The organism is Wolbachia endosymbiont of Armadillidium arcangelii, from assembly GCF_040207875.1.
In the GTDB taxonomy this organism is placed as follows: domain Bacteria; phylum Pseudomonadota; class Alphaproteobacteria; order Rickettsiales; family Anaplasmataceae; genus Wolbachia.
On sequence record NZ_CP157942.1, the window covers coordinates 278,983 to 295,076 of the forward strand.

The 16,094-nt window shown below is 33.2% G+C and carries 19 protein-coding genes and 1 tRNA gene; 17 read left to right on the top strand and 3 right to left on the bottom strand.

What is annotated here, in order from left to right; translation table 11 throughout:
* From secY to ABLO99_RS01540, 12 genes are all read left to right on the top strand, one after another.
* Entirely contained in the window at positions 1–1,329 is a 1,329-nt protein-coding gene (gene secY / locus ABLO99_RS01485; protein WP_047758917.1) for a preprotein translocase subunit SecY, read from the top strand.
* Positions 1,326–1,967, top strand: coding sequence for an adenylate kinase family protein (locus ABLO99_RS01490; protein ID WP_047758916.1), 642 nt, complete (start codon positions 1,326–1,328; stop codon positions 1,965–1,967). Before secY ends, ABLO99_RS01490 begins: the two co-directional genes overlap by 4 nt.
* A gap of 59 nt (positions 1,968–2,026) precedes the next feature.
* On the top strand, positions 2,027–2,395 hold the full coding sequence (gene rpsM, locus ABLO99_RS01495) for a 30S ribosomal protein S13 (protein WP_349967945.1): 369 nt from the start codon (positions 2,027–2,029) through the stop codon (positions 2,393–2,395).
* 24 nt (positions 2,396–2,419) lie between these two features.
* Complete coding sequence (rpsK, locus tag ABLO99_RS01500) at positions 2,420–2,806, top strand: 30S ribosomal protein S11 (RefSeq protein WP_047758914.1); 387 nt, start codon at positions 2,420–2,422, stop codon at positions 2,804–2,806.
* A 21-nt stretch (positions 2,807–2,827) separates the two neighbouring features.
* Complete coding sequence (locus tag ABLO99_RS01505; protein WP_349967948.1) at positions 2,828–3,895, top strand: DNA-directed RNA polymerase subunit alpha; 1,068 nt, start codon at positions 2,828–2,830, stop codon at positions 3,893–3,895.
* Between the two features lie 7 nt (positions 3,896–3,902).
* On the top strand, positions 3,903–4,325 hold the full coding sequence (rplQ, locus tag ABLO99_RS01510; RefSeq protein WP_349967949.1) for a 50S ribosomal protein L17: 423 nt from the start codon (positions 3,903–3,905) through the stop codon (positions 4,323–4,325).
* A 29-nt stretch (positions 4,326–4,354) separates the two neighbouring features.
* Positions 4,355–4,708 carry a YraN family protein gene (locus ABLO99_RS01515; RefSeq protein ID WP_047758911.1) on the top strand — a complete coding sequence of 118 codons (354 nt, stop codon included), beginning with the start codon at positions 4,355–4,357 and terminating at the stop codon, positions 4,706–4,708.
* Positions 4,709–4,746: 38 nt separating this feature from the next.
* Positions 4,747–5,298: an ATP synthase F1 subunit delta gene (atpH, locus tag ABLO99_RS01520; RefSeq protein ID WP_047758910.1), complete on the top strand. Its 552-nt coding sequence runs from the start codon at positions 4,747–4,749 to the stop codon at positions 5,296–5,298.
* Positions 5,295–6,836 carry a F0F1 ATP synthase subunit alpha gene (atpA, locus tag ABLO99_RS01525; protein ID WP_349967952.1) on the top strand — a complete coding sequence of 514 codons (1,542 nt, stop codon included), beginning with the start codon at positions 5,295–5,297 and terminating at the stop codon, positions 6,834–6,836. Before atpH ends, atpA begins: the two co-directional genes overlap by 4 nt.
* A gap of 9 nt (positions 6,837–6,845) precedes the next feature.
* The gene (gene greA / locus ABLO99_RS01530) at positions 6,846–7,340 is read left to right on the top strand and encodes a transcription elongation factor GreA (protein WP_349967953.1); all 495 of its coding nucleotides are present in this window, start codon (positions 6,846–6,848) and stop codon (positions 7,338–7,340) included.
* A 3-nt stretch (positions 7,341–7,343) separates the two neighbouring features.
* Entirely contained in the window at positions 7,344–7,997 is a 654-nt protein-coding gene (gene ribB, locus ABLO99_RS01535) for a 3,4-dihydroxy-2-butanone-4-phosphate synthase (protein ID WP_349967954.1), read from the top strand.
* Between the two features lie 71 nt (positions 7,998–8,068).
* Positions 8,069–9,358 (top strand): M48 family metalloprotease, encoded by a 1,290-nt coding sequence (locus tag ABLO99_RS01540; RefSeq protein WP_349967955.1) that lies wholly within the window; start codon positions 8,069–8,071, stop codon positions 9,356–9,358.
* Position 9,359: 1 nt separating this feature from the next.
* Here the strand turns inward: ABLO99_RS01540 and ABLO99_RS01545 are convergent, their stop codons facing one another.
* Positions 9,360–9,695: a TrbC/VirB2 family protein gene (locus ABLO99_RS01545; RefSeq protein ID WP_047758905.1), complete on the bottom strand. Its 336-nt coding sequence runs from the start codon at positions 9,693–9,695 to the stop codon at positions 9,360–9,362.
* Positions 9,696–9,788: 93 nt separating this feature from the next.
* Positions 9,789–10,523, bottom strand: coding sequence for a 3-oxoacyl-[acyl-carrier-protein] reductase (gene fabG, locus ABLO99_RS01550; protein ID WP_047758904.1), 735 nt, complete (start codon positions 10,521–10,523; stop codon positions 9,789–9,791).
* A gap of 618 nt (positions 10,524–11,141) precedes the next feature.
* Here fabG and ABLO99_RS01555 point away from each other — a divergent pair.
* Positions 11,142–11,327: a hypothetical protein gene (locus tag ABLO99_RS01555; RefSeq protein WP_047758903.1), complete on the top strand. Its 186-nt coding sequence runs from the start codon at positions 11,142–11,144 to the stop codon at positions 11,325–11,327.
* A gap of 447 nt (positions 11,328–11,774) precedes the next feature.
* Here the strand turns inward: ABLO99_RS01555 and ABLO99_RS01560 are convergent, their stop codons facing one another.
* On the bottom strand, positions 11,775–12,368 hold the full coding sequence (locus ABLO99_RS01560) for a BON domain-containing protein (RefSeq protein ID WP_349967957.1): 594 nt from the start codon (positions 12,366–12,368) through the stop codon (positions 11,775–11,777).
* Positions 12,369–12,585: 217 nt separating this feature from the next.
* Between ABLO99_RS01560 and ABLO99_RS01565 the strand changes: the two genes are divergently transcribed.
* The 4 genes from ABLO99_RS01565 to clpX all read left to right on the top strand — a co-directional run bounded on the left by ABLO99_RS01565 (position 12,586) and on the right by clpX (position 16,083).
* Positions 12,586–12,667: transfer RNA gene (locus ABLO99_RS01565), tRNA-Leu, on the top strand.
* Between the two features lie 157 nt (positions 12,668–12,824).
* Entirely contained in the window at positions 12,825–14,168 is a 1,344-nt protein-coding gene (tig, locus tag ABLO99_RS01570) for a trigger factor (RefSeq protein ID WP_349967959.1), read from the top strand.
* Positions 14,169–14,179: 11 nt separating this feature from the next.
* Positions 14,180–14,806, top strand: coding sequence for an ATP-dependent Clp endopeptidase proteolytic subunit ClpP (gene clpP, locus ABLO99_RS01575; RefSeq protein WP_047758900.1), 627 nt, complete (start codon positions 14,180–14,182; stop codon positions 14,804–14,806).
* On the top strand, positions 14,806–16,083 hold the full coding sequence (gene clpX / locus ABLO99_RS01580; RefSeq protein ID WP_047758899.1) for an ATP-dependent Clp protease ATP-binding subunit ClpX: 1,278 nt from the start codon (positions 14,806–14,808) through the stop codon (positions 16,081–16,083). Before clpP ends, clpX begins: the two co-directional genes overlap by 1 nt.
* Positions 16,084–16,094 lie beyond the last annotated feature (11 nt).

Below are 16,094 nucleotides of genomic sequence, written 5' to 3' on the forward strand. Positions count from 1 at the left end.
ATGAACAGTAAATTTGCATTTAATAGTTTGGATTCTACGTTATTATATAAAGGTGATTTATTAAAGCGTATATTTTTTACGCTAGTGGCTTTAGTTTGTTATCGTTTGGGTACTTATGTACCTATTCCTGGAATTAACCTTGATATAATCAATGATATATTTCCAAAAGAGAGTTTTGGTGTTTTTGGAGTATTTAATTTATTTTCTGGTGGCGCTTTAGCTAGAATGACAATTTTAGCATTAAACGTTATGCCATACATAGTTGCATCCATAGTTATGCAATTATTATCTTCTGCCGTTAAAGGAATCAATGAAATTAAAAATGATGGAGAGTTGGGACGTCGAAAAATGAACTCTTATATACGCTATATGACTATAGTGTTTTGTATCTTTCAATCAATTACGATCCTAATAGGGTTAGAAAGAATGAATAGGGAAGGAGTATTAGTTGTAGTCGAACCTGGTATTATGTTTCATACTATAGGTGTCTTTAGCCTTTTAGGTGGAACTGTATTTTTAATATGGCTTGGTGAGCAGATCAGTGTTAGCGGTATAGGTAATGGTATCTCATTAATCATTTTTACTGGCATAATATCCGAATTACATAATGCTTTGTCATCTCTGTTAATATTAAATAAAAATGGTAGCATGTCGTTATTCATTATCCTTTTTGTTGTAGTATTGTTTTTTTTACTGCTCCTTTTAGTTATTTTTACAGAATCTTCTTATAGAAAAGTAATTGTTCAATATCCCAAAAAACAGTTTAAAAAATTACATAATGACGATTTTACTTATATTCCATTAAAGATCAATTTATCTGGTGTCATACCAACTATTTTTGCTAATGCAATTCTATTAACGCCTATTTCAATCGCAAGTTTCTATAAGGATCATGCCATTGCTGATTTTATTTTAAATTACTTTATGGCAAATAAAGTAGTGTACATCATAACTTACTTAATACTTATAGTATTTTTTAACTTTTTCTATACCAATTTTATATTTAATCCAGAGGAAAATGCTGATTTTCTTAAGAAAAATGGTGGTTTTATTCCTGGTAGAAGGCCTGGAAAACATACTTCTGATTATCTTCAAGATATAGTTTTCAAATTAACATTTATTGGGTCTGCGTATTTGGTGGTAATATGTACTATACCTGAAATTATGAGGTATCATTATGATATACCATTTATTTTTGGTGGAACGAGCTTGCTGATTATAGTTAACGTTATTACTGATACTATTATGCAAGTACAATCTTATATTTTTTCGAATAGGTACGACAGTTGGATAAAGAAATATGAGTCTAAAACAAGGAGACTGAAGTGATTATTACAATTTTTGGTCCTCCTGGCTCTGGTAAGGGTACTCAGTCCAGTTTATTAATAGCAAAATATAATTTGAAATTAATTTCAGTAGGAGATTTATTAAGGAATATTATATCTAGCGGAAGTAAATTAGGTAAAGAAATAAAGGATACTGTCGAATCTGGTAATTTAATTCAAGATGAAGTTATATGTAGATTATTGTGTGACCAGCTTGCATCAATAGATGGTAGTTTTTTGTTGGATGGTTTTCCAAGAAATTTAAACCAGGCTCGTTTTTTAACTCAAGTTTTGCAAGAAAGATGTAATAGGGATGTTGATGTTGTAATTGAGTTGCAGCTTGATGATAATATTGCAATTGATAGATTAAAAGATCGTCTTACGTGTTTGGATTGTAAAAGTATATATAGTATATCTTCTTTTAAAAATACTACTTGTGCTAAATGTAAAAGTACGAGGTTAGAGAAGAGAATTGATGATGCTAATATGTCTGCAATTAATAAGAGAATAAGAGAATATTACTTTCAGATGAAGGATTTACGCGAGTATTATAAGGGCAAATTGTTAACAATTAACGCTAATTTGAGTATTGATAGAGTAATGCAAGAGATTGAAAGTAAAATTTCTTGTAATTTGGTTTGACTATAAGTTGTTTTGTGATATAAATTAAGAGTTATTATTAATAAGGTATCGAGGTATTAGTGGCACGTATTGCAGGTATAAATGTTCCGGTAAAGAAGTGTGTTCCTTTTGCATTAACTTATATATATGGTATAGGTATTACTACTGCGAATATGGTTTGTCATGCTTGTGAAGTTGATAAGCGCAAGCGTGTTTCAGAATTACGAGATGAAGATATAGAGAAAATCAGTAATTTTATTAGGCAAAATTATGTCATAGAGGGTGATCTCAGAAAAGAAGTGGCTATAAACATAAAATCTTTAGTGGAAATGGGGTGTTATAGGGGAGTAAGGCACAGAAAGGGTTTGCCTGTGAGAGGACAAAGAACTCATACTAATGCTAAAACTCGTAAAGGCAGATCTAGGTTGCCTGTTGCTGGGAAAAAATAAAATTTGTTATTATCGTGGGTTTTTATGAAAAAAGTTAAAACGTTTAGTAAGAATATAAAAGCGTTTATTAATGGTGTTGTTCATATTCGTGCAACTTTTAATAATACTTTTGTAAATGTAACCGATGTTTATGGTAATACGCTGTACCAAACTTCTGTTGGTGCATGTGGTTTTTCTGGTTCGAGAAAATCCACACCTTATGCTGCAGGTAAGGTTGCTGATTTTGCTGCGAAGAAAGTAATAGACGGATTTGGTATGAAAGTTGTTTCTGTAATAATTCGCGGTCCTGGTTTTGGTGCAGAAGCTGCAGTTAAAGCACTTCGGAGCTGTGGGTTGACTGTAACTTCAATTGCAGATGAAACGCCAATACCTCATAATGGGTGCAGGTTAAGGAAAAAAAGAAGAGTATAAGATATTTGAAAGGTTTATTTTATGTATTATAGTGATAATGTTTCTTTCTGTGGAAATTTAGATAAGTTAACTAAGCCTAATTCAATTAAGATAATATCAGGTGATTCAAGTAAAAAAAGTGATGTGGTCCTAGAACCTTTGGAAAGTGGTTTTGCTTTAACATTAGGTTATGCATTAAGGCGTACAATGTTATCTTCTCTTTGCGGTAGTGCTGTTTGTGGAATAAAAATTGAAGGTGTGAATCATGAATTTACTTCGATTCAAGGAGTTAGGGAAGACATAACTAATATAGTATTAAATATGGGCATGTTGAGATGTAAGTTAAATAACACGTCTAATAAGTGCTTAAATTTGAGCGCTAAAGGGCCTTGTCAAGTATTAGCTGGAATGATAGAAACTGATGACCAATGCTCTATTGTTAATAAAGATTTGGTGATATGTACACTAGGGCAAGATGTAGAGCTTAACATCACTATATATGTTGCTAACGGAAAAGGTTATCTTCCTGTAACTAAATATAAAGAAAATGAATTTTTAAAGCTTATGAGTGAACAAGATTTAATTGGTTTTATTCCAGTTAATGCTTTATATAGCCCTGTCGAGAGGGTTTCGTATAGAGTAGAGAATAGTCGTGTTGGTCAAGTTACTGATAAAGATAAGCTGATATTATCAATTGAAACTGATGGTACAATCTCTCCAAGTCAAGCTATTGACTATGCTGCAAGGATATTACAGGAACAATTTCAGCCTTTTATTAGTTCTGATGTAAGTTATAAAAAATCGCAGGTTTCTTCGTCTAATGGTGCTAAAGATTTGGGCTATGATCCTGTCTTATTGCGTAGAGTAGATGAATTGGAATTATCTGTTAGGTCTCATAACTGTCTGAAAAGCGCAAACATCATTTATATAGGTGATCTTGTTCAAAAGACGGAAGCTGAACTGTTAGGAACTTCTAATTTTGGCAGAAAGTCTTTGAATGAAATCAAGCTAGTTTTAAATAGTTTAGGTTTGTCTTTGGGTATGAATGTGCCAAATTGGCCACCTAAAGATATAGATGAACTAGCTAAACAACATACTGATGAGGATTAGGTAGTATATGAAACATGGAATAAAAAAAAGTAAATTGTCTCGTTGTACCGAGCATAGATTATCAATGTTAAAGAATCTATCTATCTCATTAATTAATCATGAGCAGATTGTAACTACTTTACCAAAGGCTAAAGCACTTCGTCCATATGTGGAAAAGTTTATTACAATTGCTAAGAATAAGAATTCTTTACACGGTAGAAGGCTTTTGCTTTCACGTCTTCATAATAGTAAGTTAGTAGTTGATAAATTATTAAACGTTTTAGCTAACCGTTATCAAGACCGTAAAGGTGGGTATTCTAGAATAATAAAATTTGGTACTCGAAAGGGTGATTGCGCTCCAATGGCAGTAATAGAGTTAATTGATAGGGATATTTCAGCAAAAGGTGAGATTTACAGTAAAAATAGAAAAGGAGGTAAAGTAGTTACATAAAGTTAATTATTATCGTAATTGTTCTTTTTATGGCAAGTAGATTGCGCTACTTTGTAGGTTGCTGTGGTGAGTTGTTAGTTTTAGTATACTTAAAACTCAAGTTCTATAATGTTATAAAACGTCGTTACCGTTGTAAGTTGGGTGAAATTGACTTAATTGTATCTAAAAAAAAGGAGCTGATTTTTATAGAAGTTAAAACAAGTTTACTTGGAAAAGAAATACCGATATCTCATCTTCAATGTCAGTCTATTATAAATTCTTCTAAGTATTTCTTAAGTAAAAATCTTGATTTTTTAGATTATTCAGTCAGATATGATTTATGTTTTCTTTCCTTAAAGAGAAGACCTATTTATATAAAAAGTGCTTGGATTGAAGAGTGGTAGCTGAAATAATTTAGATTTACTAGAATAGGTAATTTTATATGAAAAGCAATAATTTAGTTTCATCTTATGCTAGAGCGCTGTTTTATGTCTCAGAAAATAAGCTAGGTACTATAAGAAAAGAAGTAGAATTTTTATTGGCTTTTTTTAAAGATCAACATGATGTTTTGATATACCTATCCCATCCTATGACTTCTCTTGCAAAGAAAAAAGAGGCAATACTTTCTATAAATGAGAAATTGAGTGAAAACTTAGTGAAGTTTATTATGGTTACACTTGCAAATAAGCGCTCCCGTTTATTAATCCTTATATTAGAGAAATTCTTAAGTCTTGTAAGGGAAAGTGAAAATGAATTGGAAATCACTATAAAATCAGCAGAGGTTTTAAAGAAACCTGATATAAAAATAATTACTGAATCTTTGAGCTTTCTTGGTAAAATAATAAAAGTCAGTAATGTGGTTGACCCTTCTATATTAGGTGGTTTCGTAGTTAGGTATGGTTTTAATTTAATCGATGCTTCGCTAAAAAGTTACTTAGATAGATTAGTTGATTTAAGTAAAATGGAAATATTAAAAGTAAGGAATTGTGTATGAAGAACGGTATGAATTTTTCCGAAATAGAAAGTATAATAAGAGAAAAAGTTGAGACATTTGATAATCCTATAAAGCGGGAAAGTATAGGTAAAATAATTTCAGTAATAGATGGTATCGCATTGGTTTATGGGCTGGAAAAAGCAAAGTTTGGTGAGAAGGTATTTTTTGCAAGCGGTGTAGAAGGAATAGTTCTTGATTTAGATCGTGATACAGCTGGAATAGTTGTGCTTGGCAATGACCGTGATGTAAAAGAAGGGGAGGTTGTAAAATGTAGTGGCGATGTTGTACAAGTGCCTGTAGGTCATGAATTATTAGGGAGAGTTGTAAATGCGCTGGGCCATCCTATAGATGATGGCGGAGAAATTAGAGCCAAAAACAAAATGAATATAGAATCTAAAGCGCCAGGCATTATTGATCGCAAATCTGTGCATGAACCTCTGCAAACGGGAACTAAGATTATAGATTTGCTAATTCCAATAGGTAGAGGGCAACGTGAGTTAATTATTGGCGACAGACAAATCGGGAAAACTACTATTGCGCTTGATACTATCATTAATCAGAAGAAGATAAATGACGAAGTAGAAAAAAATCAAAAAGTTTATTGTGTTTATGTTGCTATCGGACAAAAAATTTCAACAGTGGTAAAAGTGGTAAACAAGCTAAAAGAAAGTGGAGCATTAGAGTATACAACTGTAGTTGTCGCTAGTGCATCTGACTGCGCGCCTATGCAATTTTTAGCACCTTATACCGGTTGCACTATTGGAGAATTTTTCCGTGATAATGGAATGCATTGCTTGGTGGTATATGATGATTTATCTAAGCATGCTGTGGCATATAGGCAGATGTCTTTATTGCTCAGACGTCCTCCTGGTCGTGAAGCCTATCCTGGAGATATATTCTATGTACATTCTCGCTTGCTTGAAAGAGCTGCTAAAATGTCTGATGAAAAAGGACATGGGTCTTTGACTGCTTTGCCGATTATTGAAACTCAGGCCGGTGATGTATCTGCATATGTTCCAACTAATGTGATTTCAATTACCGATGGGCAAATTTTTCTTGAGTCTGAGTTGTTTCACAAAGGATTTCGCCCTGCGGTGAATATAGGTTTATCAGTTTCTCGGGTTGGCTCTGCTGCACAATTAAAATCTGTGAAAAAAGTTGCTGGCTCTGTAAAGCTAAGTTTGGCTCAATATAGAGAATTGGAAGACTTTGCTAAATTTGGTTCTGATCTTGATGCTAGTGTTCAATTGTCGTTAGACAGGGGTAAATATCTTATTGAACTATTAAAGCAAAAACAGCATTCACCTATGTCAATAGAAGAGCAAGTAGTGCTCATGTATATCTTTTCTAATCTATATGATCAATTAAGTAAGATACAGATAAGCAGTATCAATAAATTCGAGTACAATCTTATCAATTATTTTCAAACTGTGCATCCTGGAGTTTTAAAAAAGTTGTCAAGTGACATTAATGATGATATAAAAAATGATGTTCTTGGTATTGTGAGTGCTTTTGTTACTCAATTTAATTGCGTTTAGGTAGTGATTATGACTTCATCTATTGTTAATAAATTTCCTATTACAAGGGAAGGTTTTGAGAATATGCAAGTTGAACTTGAAAAGTTAAAGGAAGAAAAACCTTCTATCATACAGGCTATTTCTGATGCTCGTGATCAAGGTGATTTATCCGAAAATGCAGAATATCATGCAGCACGAGAAAGATTAAGTTTTATTGAAGGTCGTATAATTGAGGTAGAGAGTAAACTCTCACATGCAGAAGTTATAGAAGTAAAAAATTTGTCTGGTGATTCAGTAATGTTTGGCGCAACTGTGACGTTAAGCATGTTAAATGATGATAACAGTGAAGTTGAATATGTTTATAAGATTGTAAGTGGGTATGAAGCTGATGCTTCAAAGCAGTTGATCTCTACCGATTCACCACTCGGGAGTGCTTTAATTGGCAAAAAAGTCGGTGAGTATGTGGAAGTGATAGTGCCAAATGGAGAAAAATTGTATAAAGTAGTTAAGATTGAATTTAAGTAAATTATGGTACAGGCCACTTATGCTTTAATGAGTCTACCTGGTATTTCTTCTGTGGAAGATGTATTAGAGGACGCTCGTTCTGGTAAATTGTTCATTTTAGTTGATGATGAAAGTAGAGAGAATGAAGGCGATTTGATTGTCTTAGCTGAGAAAATAAAGCCGGAACATATGGCCTTTATGGTTAAATACGGTACTGGTATTGTATTTTTAGCCATGACAGAGCTTCATATGAGTAAACTAGATCTTGAGTTTATGAAGAGAAGTAATGTAGACGAAAAGATTGCTCCTCATACTGCATTTACTACATCAATTGATGCACGGTATGGTATCACAACAGGTGTTTCTGCTTATGATAGAACACATACGATACTTACCGCCATTGATGAAAAGAGTACTAAGGACGATATTATCACTCCAGGGCATGTTTTCCCTATTATTGCAAGTGAAGGCGGGGTTTTAGCACGCAATGGTCATACTGAGGCAAGTGTTGAAATAGCAAAATTGGTTGGATCTAATCATGCGGCTGTAGGATGTGAATTAGTAAATGATGATGGCTCTATGATGCGCTTACCTCAGCTGCTTGAATTTGCTGAACAACATAAGATTAAGTTAATTACCATCGATAAACTTATCAGTTACATTAAAAAGTTAAACTAGCATTTATAGATTCGTATAGTTTAAGTGTTGAAATGTAAAATTCCTGAAAGTTATACAAACAAGGAATTTCCATGTCTAAGCTTTTTGTTTTACTGTTCTTTTTTGCATATTGTAATAGTGCTTACTCTGTTAGTATTATTAGAGATAGTGAAGTGGAAGCGGTAGTGAAGGATCTAGCGCAACCTTTATTTTCTGCTGCGGATATTGATAATGATCAAATAAAAGTTTTTATAGTTAATGATAGATCGATTAATGCTTTTGTAATTAACAATAACAGTATCTTCATTCATTTAGGGCTTTTGCAATATTCGACTGAACCTTATGTCTTGCTTGGTATATTAGCACATGAAATTGCTCATATATCTGCTGGTCATGTATTACAAATGAGTAGTGCTATAGGTTATTTTCAATCAATAGCAATGATTAGTTATATGGTAGGATTAGTTTCTAGTGTTGTCATTAACCCTCAGGTTGCTAGTGCAATCTTGCTTAGTGGTGTAACGCTTAGTTCAAGGTTATTTTTTAACTATTCTCAAGAGCAAGAGAGTGTAGCAGATGGCTATGCTTTAAGATACCTTGATGAATCTGGCTATGATAATTCGGGTATGAAAGAGATTTTTGACTATTTTAAAAGTATTGAGTATGAGAATGCTGAAGAGTATTTCCGTACTCACCCACTTAGTGATAAACGCATATTTGCTGTACAGAATTATAAGGTTAAAAACAATATAAAACCAATTCTTGCAGATAAATTGCTGAAGTTTGAGCGTATGGTTGCAAAGCTAGACTCTTTTTTTACCCCTATTCATGTGTTATTTAATAAATATGAAGATAATTCTAAGTATGTAAATGCTGTAATTGACTATAGGCAAGGAAAGATAGAAGAGGCTATTACTAAAGTTAATTCATTGATTCAAGAGTCACGCAATGATCCATACTTATATGAATTAAAAGCAGAGATGCTATACAAAGCTGGAAATTTAAGTGAAGCAATAAAAATGTATGAAGAATCACTTAGGTATTTATCTGAGAAGAATAACTATTTAGTGAAACTTGCGTTATCTCACACTTTATTATTACACGGTGACATAGAGAAGGCAATTTTTTACCTGGAGCGGATTGCAAGCGTAGAAGCAAATAACGCTTTTGTCTGGAAGTATTTAAGTATTGCATATAAACGTAGTGCTGATATGGCAATGTATTATTTTGCTTTGACAAAAAAGGCTTGTATTGAAGGTAATTTAAAGAAATTTATGAAGTACGTTGAGTTAGCTGTTAAAACTTTACCGAAAGATAGCTCTTACTTGCTGCAAATTGAAGATATGAAGCAACAATACACACAAAAACATCCTGATTTTTAAGTTATTTTTCCCCACACTTGCTCAACATACTATCTTGTTTAATGCTATCGGGTATAATTTTCATTATAATCGCTTTGGCACCAAAAAATACACCACAAAACATACCTAAGGCAAAGAGAGCTGGCCATGGCATTCTGCCAAATATTGCAAGCAAAGCTGCACCTATTATTACTACAGTCATAAGCGGTCCACCTATTCCCCAAATATAACCAATAATATTGCATATTACTTGGGCAGTTGTATCATCTATACCGTTAGCGGCACTTGCGTAACCTGAGAAAGAGAGAAATAACACTATACATAAAGCATCAAAAAACTTTTTTATTATATAGCTCATTCTTCTGCCTCCAAGTAATAAACTAACGCGAATCTAAACCTATATATATTTATTTTAGGGTAAAACTTATAATTTGTCCACAAATAAGTGTTGCTACATGAATAGTCCACCATTGATGTTAAGCACATGCCCCGTTATATATTTTGCCTCATCGCTTGCTAAAAACAGGGCTCCTGCTGCTATTTCTTTCCCTGTTCCCATTCTTTTCATTGGGATATTATCTAATATTTTTTCCTTTTGTCCTTCATTTAAAACTTCGGTCATTTTAGTATCTATAAATCCAGGAGCAATACAATTTACTGTTATATCACGACTTGCAACTTCTTTTGCTATAGATTTACTCATGGCTATTACCCCAGCTTTAGAAGCTGCATAATTTACTTGCCCGGCATTGCCTGTTAAACCTACTATTGAGGAAATATTTATAATTCTTCCCCAATTATTTTTAATTAATTTCTTGCATGCTTCTCTATTTAGCTTAAATGTGGAGGTCAAATTAATGTCAATCACCTTTTGCCATACTTCATCTGTCATCCTCAGCAATAAACTGTCTTGTGTAATGCCTGCATTGCATATGAGCCCATCAAAGCCTTTCATCAATTCACTTGCTTTATTTATTAATTGATTTACCTCCTCAGCATTTGATAAGTCACAAGGAAGTACATGAATGTTTTTTTCATATTTTTTAGCAACTTCTTCGAGTACTTCTTTTTTTGTGCCAGAAATACATAAAGTTGCTCCGGCTTTATGCATAACTTCTACAATTGCCTGACCTATTCCGCCTGACGCACCAGTAATCAGAAATTTCTTGTTCTCTAATCTAAACATAATAATTTTTATATTACCTCAGCTCTTAACAGAATATTGACAGGCTTGCAATAGATTTTTTTCATAAATCATAACTTTCATTTAATAGAAACGACAAAACTTACTTGGCAAACTTCCTTATTATTGAGAGTGAAGCTATATTTCAGTCTGTGCAGATAAAACGACAAAAAACTCAATATACTTGATGTTTAATTTTTTGCACTATGTGCACTCTATGTCTTTATAAAACTTTCACCTACATAAGCTAAAATGCGCTTATTAAAGCATTTAAGACAATAAAAAACGCCAATTAAAAAAAATAGATAGTAGCTGACAGGGTTTCTTTTGCCTTTTTCCTGTTTAGTAAATTTCTTAATGTTTATATGGAGGGTGTCATTCCAGTGCTCGACACTGGCATCCAGTCTTTTTGCGCAGTTCCATCAAAAAAGCGCTTTCGTTTTTACCAATTTAGTGCCTAATCTGGATTATATATAAAATCAAAGCCGTAAAGTTATAATGAGCAAACTGGATTGATAAAAATGGTAGGAATACTCCTAGCTTAAAAAATGTAGTACGAACGGTAGAAGGATCTAAAAACAATCCTGTACAGCATTATTTGATTATATTTGTAGGTACAAAATGGGTATTTTTGATGTTTCAAAAGAAACGCTTGATATCTCAATCAGTAATAAACATCAGCGTATAGAAAATGTCGAGACAGCTATATCTGAGTTTATAAAGTCAAAAATGGCTAACGTATTTGTTAAGTTATGTGTAAACAGGGGGTTACGAAAAGCTTGTAATAAAATTATTACAAGAATATAACATAGTTGTTCATAGAGCTCACCCAAATCGGGTTTGCAAAAGCATGCAATCACTTTGCAAAGAGTGATAAATTAGATGCAAAATTATTAGAAAAATATGCTGAATTTATCACGAAGAATGATGAGATAAAAGAATGTATAGCTTCATAAAAGCATGAGGAATTGAAAGAGCAATTGAGCGCAATCTAAGCGATATGGAAACAAGTGCCGTTTGCAACAGGAAAAGCCAGAAAATATATAGAAAGACAGATAGAATTTGCAAAAGAGCAAGTTAGGAAAGATATAGAAGAACTCTGATCCTGATTTGAAGGAAAAAAGCGATACAATAGACTTCTTGCATAACCCAAGGAAGCAGCTCAAAATTATAGAAAGAGGCAATAATATTTAACACTCCCTAAAGGAGTTTTATTGCTTAGTTACACAACGCTAACACTCAAGTCAATTTTCATCAATGACGCAATTTGCTATGTCTATACCTTACATAACTTACCACTTGCTTCACTCCTTTTACTTTTCTTGCAATTGCTACTACAGACTTTAATTCCGCCTTGTTTTGAGCTATGCCCATCAAATAAACGACTCTATCAACTGTATTAACGCTATAATTAATTGATTTAATATTTCTTTTTCCCAAAAGTCTTGTTCTTATCTCTGCTGTTATCATACCATCTACAGTAACGTCTAGCATAGAAGTCATTTGAATTGGTGTGACTCTTATTTCATTTATCACTTCTTTAATCTCTTTCTGCTGCCAAGCTATTTTTTCTGCTGTAAGTTGCTTTTCAGGACTATCAACATTTCCAATGAGTAATACTCTTCCTTCACTCACTTTAACTTTTATGGATGAGAATAGTCCATGTTTTAAGAGCCCCCTATTGATTCTTATTACTATAGTTGTATCATCAACAATGTTTCCCAAGGATTTATCTTGCATTGTTATTGCTGTAGCCGTTGCTGTTACCACTATACTACCCACAAGAGTCGTGCAGCCATTCTGTGTAATCAGAAAAATTGCGAGTAAGAAGCTTGCTATTAATCTCATTATTAATTTCCAGAATTAGAGCTTTAATTAAGAAATATTAATAAGCTTTTTTTATTGTGTAAATACTATAAATTGAATAAATTTTAAATATTTTAAAGTGATTAAGACTTAGATTGAGTGAAGCCAGTGTTATTAGTTCAGTTTGTGACACTGTAATCTATCTTTAAATTGCATAAGATGACAGAAATGGTTATCTATAAGTTACTGAAGGGCTCTTGCGGATATGGCGAAATTGGTAGACGTGCCAGGTTTAGGTCCTGGTGAGCTTGCTCGTGGGGGTTCAAGTCCCTCTATCCGCACTTAAAGTCATGTGACTTGGGTTTTAAGGGAAAATTTATAATCACTTAATACACTTTTGTTTGTATAAAAACCTGTTCTTAAGGATTGCATTTAACTTAGATTGTGGTAAAATAACCTTATTAAGATATAAATTAAAATATCAATTAATGAATCATAATGTCTAATAACGCACCCCAAAATATAGTTGAACCAGATGCATCAAATGATATGTATACTTACAAAGAGTTAAGCGTAGGTAAACTAAGGCACGAATATGAAATCACAGTTAGTGGTGATTATATAAAACAAAAGGTAAATTCCAGGTTGCAAGAGATAGCAGAAAATGCGAAGTCACCTGGATTTAGGGCTGGAAAGATGCCTTATGACCTTGTTGTTGCAAATTATAAAAACGAAGCTTTGGAATATGTGATGAATAATGCAATAGATCATTGCTCAAGTGATTTGATAAAAAAAATCGAAGTCAAGTTCCACATCTATCCTAGGGTTGATGTTATATCATTACCAAGTTTGAGCAAAGAGAATGAGGAAGGCAATTTTGTATACAAGCTATCTTTTGAATCGATGCCGGAAGTACCAGTAATAGATCTTGATAAAATAAACTTAAGAAAAATTGAAGTAAAGATTGAAGAGGGAGATATAAAAGGATTCATTGATTCCACCAAAATAAAGTTTTCCTCCTTTATCTCTGTTGAAGATGCTTCTTATCAAGCGAAAGATGGGGATAAATTGATAATTGATTTTGAAGGACGGATTAGGAATAAGCTCTTTCAGGGTGGAAGTAGCAAAAATTTTGCTGTTAATTTAGGGTCTGGCACATTTATTAATGGTTTTGAGGATCAATTAACTGGTATGAAAAAGGGAGAAACAAAAAATTTTAAGTTGAAATTTCCTGAAGATTATCAAGTCATTTCCCTTGCAGGACAGGAAGCCGATTTTTTTGTGCGAGTTAATAAAATCCAAGTTGTCAAAGATTTTGAAAGTGATGATGAAATAGCTAAGAGTATTGGTTTTCAAGATTACTCTGCACTGATAAGTCATGCAAAAAAAGTGATTAGTGGTCAATGCACTGAAATGAGGAATCTCTTAATCAAAAAGGAGTTACTTGATTATTTGGATGCTAATTATAATTTTGATTTACCTATAGAAATAGTAAAACAGGAGCAACAAAGAGTGCAAAAAGAAATGGGTATTCAAGATGATCCTTGTAAAGAAGCTGGGAAACGCGTAAAGCTTGCTATGTTATTTATGAAATTTAGTGCAGAATATAAAATATCATTAACTCAAAATGATATTTTGAATGTTATTGTAAATCAATATGTCAGTAAAGATGTGCAATTCGACAGGGTACTTAAGCATTTTGAGTCAGATAAGCAATTTCAAGAATTAGTTAGAGGGCAAGCGCTTGAGTATAAAGTGACAGATTATATAATAGAAAAAGTTAATAAAGAAGAGCAGATTGTTTCTGTGAAAGAATTAAAGGAATTATTTGATAATATTTAATAGGAAAAGGTATGACTCTTATACCAATTGTAGTTGAGCAAACTAGTCGTGGTGAGCGTGCTTATGACATATATTCAAGACTAGTGAAAGAAAGAATAATTTTCGTAACTGGTCCTGTTGAAGACAACATGGCCAGTGTAGTAGTGGCACAGCTTTTATTTTTAGAATCGGAAAACCCCGATAAAGACATTCATATGTATATTAACTCGCCAGGTGGTGTTGTAACTGCTGGTTTATCAATCTACGATACAATGCAGTACATAAGGCCAGACGTTTCAACTTTATGTATAGGTCAAGCCGCATCTATGGGTTCTTTGTTGCTTGCAGCTGGTGCGAAAGGTAAGCGCCACTCTCTACCTCATTCAAGAATTATGATACATCAACCATCTGGTGGTTATCAAGGTCAAGCAACTGATATAGAAATACATGCTAAGGAAATTTTGCGAATTAAGAAAAAGCTAAATCAAATTTATGAAAAACATACTGGGCATTCACTAAAGAAGATTGAAGTAATGATGGAAAGAGATAAATTTTTGGATCCTATAGAAGCAATGAAACTTGGCTTAATTGACAGAGTAATAGCTGAGCGTAAAGATATTAAGATTGAAAACATTAAAGTTAAACAAAAGGTAGTTTAATGGATAACAATAATGATTTACACTACTGTTCTTTTTGCAATAAAGCACAAAACGAGGTAGATAAACTGATTACTAACTCTTCAGAAGGTTTAAAGGTGTTTATTTGTAATGAATGCATAGAGTTATCCCATAAAGCAATAAGTCAAAAGAAAGAGGGAGCTTTTAATTTAGATCGTATACCTGATATGAAGCTGTTACTAAAGAAACCTAAAGATATAAAAAATTTTCTTAGCAAGCATGTTGTAGGTCAGGAACATGCGCAACACGTTTTATCTGTAGCTATGTATAACCATTGTCAATCTATGGTACAACTTCATACTATAAGTGATATTGAAATCGAGAAGTCAAATATAATGCTTATCGGCCCCACTGGTTCTGGTAAGACTTTGCTAGTCAAAACACTTGCTAAAGTTTCAGACGTGCCATTTGCTATGGCTGATGCGACAACTTTGACTGAGGCAGGTTATGTAGGTGATGATGTAGAAAGTGTGTTGTCACGTTTATTGCAGGCTGCAAATTACGACGTTGCAAAAGCACAGTGCGGTATAGTGTTTATCGATGAAATAGACAAGATCACAAGGAAATCTGAAAGCTCTTCAATAACCCGTGATGTTTCAGGTGAAGGGGTACAGCAAGCTCTACTTAAAATTATGGAAGATACAGTTGCTTATGTTCCGCCACAAGGAGGGCGAAAACATCCACAACAAGAGTTTATACAAGTAGACACTAGTAACATACTGTTTATTTGTGGAGGAGCTTTTGAGGGCCTCGATAAAATTATTGAGGCAAGAAAAAAGGGAACGTCAGTTGGCTTTGGAGCGGACATAAGTCAGTCTAAAGAAAAAAAGAAAAAAAATGCTTTACATGATGTTCAACCTGAGGACTTAATCAAGTTCGGTTTAATACCCGAATTTGTAGGGCGGGTTCCAATAATTGCTGTTTTAGATGAGCTGGATCATGAGGATTTAATACATGTGTTGACGGAGCCAAGAAATGCGCTAGTAAAACAATATAAAGCATTACTTGCATTTAGTAAAGTAAACCTTGAGTTTTCAGATGAAGCAATATCAGCTATTGCTAAAAAAGCTATAAGTTATAAAACAGGTGCAAGGATGTTACGTGCTATCTTAGAGTCACTTTTGCTTGATGTTATGTATACAGCTGGCAATGGAGGTTTTGAAGGTAGCGCTATAACGATCACTAAGAAAATGGTAGAATTAGGAAAAGTGATGCTTGATCATAGTAATAGGAGTGGTGTTATAACGGTTAATGATTAGTTTGAGACATA

Bases quoted from the DNA above. Each gene is read 5' to 3' on its own strand.
- secY (WP_047758917.1), top strand. From the start codon at position 1: ATGAACAGTAAATTTGCATTTAATAGTTTGGATTCTACGTTATTATAT.
- rpsK (WP_047758914.1), top strand. From the start codon at position 2,420: ATGAAAAAAGTTAAAACGTTTAGTAAGAATATAAAAGCGTTTATTAAT.
- ABLO99_RS01505 (WP_349967948.1), top strand. From the start codon at position 2,828: ATGTATTATAGTGATAATGTTTCTTTCTGTGGAAATTTAGATAAGTTA.
- rplQ (WP_349967949.1), top strand. From the start codon at position 3,903: ATGAAACATGGAATAAAAAAAAGTAAATTGTCTCGTTGTACCGAGCAT.
- ABLO99_RS01515 (WP_047758911.1), top strand. From the start codon at position 4,355: ATGGCAAGTAGATTGCGCTACTTTGTAGGTTGCTGTGGTGAGTTGTTA.
- atpH (WP_047758910.1), top strand. From the start codon at position 4,747: ATGAAAAGCAATAATTTAGTTTCATCTTATGCTAGAGCGCTGTTTTAT.
- atpA (WP_349967952.1), top strand. From the start codon at position 5,295: ATGAAGAACGGTATGAATTTTTCCGAAATAGAAAGTATAATAAGAGAA.
- greA (WP_349967953.1), top strand. From the start codon at position 6,846: ATGACTTCATCTATTGTTAATAAATTTCCTATTACAAGGGAAGGTTTT.
- ribB (WP_349967954.1), top strand. From the start codon at position 7,344: ATGGTACAGGCCACTTATGCTTTAATGAGTCTACCTGGTATTTCTTCT.
- ABLO99_RS01540 (WP_349967955.1), top strand. From the start codon at position 8,069: ATGTCTAAGCTTTTTGTTTTACTGTTCTTTTTTGCATATTGTAATAGT.
- ABLO99_RS01545 (WP_047758905.1), bottom strand. From the start codon at position 9,695: ATGAGCTATATAATAAAAAAGTTTTTTGATGCTTTATGTATAGTGTTA.
- fabG (WP_047758904.1), bottom strand. From the start codon at position 10,523: ATGTTTAGATTAGAGAACAAGAAATTTCTGATTACTGGTGCGTCAGGC.
- ABLO99_RS01555 (WP_047758903.1), top strand. From the start codon at position 11,142: ATGGGTATTTTTGATGTTTCAAAAGAAACGCTTGATATCTCAATCAGT.
- ABLO99_RS01560 (WP_349967957.1), bottom strand. From the start codon at position 12,368: ATGAGATTAATAGCAAGCTTCTTACTCGCAATTTTTCTGATTACACAG.
- tig (WP_349967959.1), top strand. From the start codon at position 12,825: ATGTCTAATAACGCACCCCAAAATATAGTTGAACCAGATGCATCAAAT.
- clpP (WP_047758900.1), top strand. From the start codon at position 14,180: ATGACTCTTATACCAATTGTAGTTGAGCAAACTAGTCGTGGTGAGCGT.
- clpX (WP_047758899.1), top strand. From the start codon at position 14,806: ATGGATAACAATAATGATTTACACTACTGTTCTTTTTGCAATAAAGCA.